The following is a 1,715-nucleotide window of genomic DNA, read 5'->3' on the forward strand; positions in this document are numbered from 1 at the left end:
CTAGAAGCGCACTGAAAATCTTGCTGGTAGAGGGGTGTCTCGAGCCGGGATGCCCCTCATCGCTATGCGCTGGAAGGGCCGATCGCCCAGGTGCCGTTGGTGCGGGTCAGTCCGAGGCTGATCAGGGTGCGGAGATTGAGGGCGGCGGCGCGGGTGTGCAGCCAGGCGTCGTTTTTGATGGCGCCGAGGTAGCGCAGGCGGCGGTTGCCGCGGGCCACGACCCAGGCGACGGCGCGTTCGACGGGTGCTCGCCAGCGCCGGTAGTCGGCCTGCCAGGGCGCATCGGTGGCGGCCTGGTGGCGGGCGGCGGCCATCAGGCCATGGTGCGGGCGGATGGTCAGCAGGCGCCCGGCCTTGGCCGTGGTGCATCGCTCGCGCAACGGGCAGCACACGCACCTATCGCCGAAGAAGGCCTTACGCTGATGGTGCTGCCCGCCCGGAGACGACAATGGGACGGTGTGCCCGGCGGGGCAGGTCACGGTGGCGGCGCTGGTGTCGATGGCGAAGTCGTCCAGGGTGAACCCGCCGGGGATGGCCGGTCGCAGCGGGGCGGGCTTGATCACCAGCCGGTGTCCGGCCTGGTGCAGGCGATAGCGGGCAGGCCCGGTGTCGTAGGCGGTATCGGCGAAAAGCTCCACGGGTGCCTGCTCGCCGGCCAGCAGATCGGCGGCCACGGCGGCTTCGTGGTGGGCCGGCCCGCAGCCGGGCCGCAGGGCAACGGCGGTGAACAGGCCGGTCTCGGGCTCGATGGCCAGGTGCGCCTTGAAGCCGTCCTGGCGGTGGGTGCGGGTTTTGTGCACATGCCGGGATTCGGGATCGACGGTGGAGATGATCCGGTCGGGGGCGGTGCGCCGGGCGATGCGCCAGCGCCCATCGCGGCCGTCGGAGTCCTCGGCCGGCTCCACATCCTGGTAGGCGACCAGAGCCAGCAGACCAACCGCGCCTGCGGCCTGGTCCCCGAGCGCCTGCTCGGGCAGGTTGGCCAGCAGAGCGATCGCATCGGTCACCAGCGCGTCCACCAGGTCGGCGCGGGCCTGCTCATCGTTCCAGGCGATGCGCGGCTTGCCCGCATCGCGGTAGTCGTGAGCGGTGCACTGCGCGGCAGCGACCGGTGCGGCGCCGGGGACCTCACGGATCACCGCGCGGATCGCGGCGATCAGCTGGGTGACGGTGTCCTGGGTGGCCACCGCGTCATCCAGGACCGCCGAATCCAGCGCCCGCCGCTGTTTGCCCTGGAGCACCCCGGTCGCGGCGACGACCTCCTTGACCCGGGTGAAGGTCCGGTCCGGATCGGCCGAGCGGGCCAGTCGGCGCCGGAAATAGGTCAACAGCGACGGATCGAACGCGGTGTCATACAAGCCCAGCCCGCAGGCGGCCTTCCAGCGCAGGTCACAACGCAACTGCTGAACCGCGTCGAAGTCGGAGACCCCCTGCAGCGTCTGCAACACCACCGCCGCGGCCAGCACCTGTGGCGGCATACTCGGGCGCCCGTTCGGGGAGGGATACATGTCGGCGAACATGTCGCCGGGAAACAACTCCTCGCGGTGCTCGGCCAGGAACGCGAACACGCTGCCCGCCGGGATCAGCTCCCGGCAGGTGGCCCATACATCCGGCCCGACCGGCTCCCCAGTCCAGTGACCTTGCATAACATCCAGTCTGACCCCACCATCATTCGCGGCGGAGCCAGACCCCCAACATCTTCAGTGCGCTTCTAG

The 1,715-nt window shown here is 70.4% G+C and carries 1 protein-coding gene; it reads right to left on the minus strand.

Features of this window, described 5'->3' with window-relative positions:
• Nucleotides 1–62 precede the first annotated feature (62 nt).
• Entirely contained in the window at nucleotides 63–1,646 is a 1,584-nt protein-coding gene (locus tag CHC08_RS47800; protein WP_089213960.1) for an IS1182 family transposase, read from the minus strand.
• Nucleotides 1,647–1,715: the final 69 nt, after the last annotated feature.

It is taken from the genome of Streptosporangium subroseum (assembly GCF_900188345.1).
GTDB classification, from domain to species: domain Bacteria; phylum Actinomycetota; class Actinomycetes; order Streptosporangiales; family Streptosporangiaceae; genus Streptosporangium; species Streptosporangium subroseum.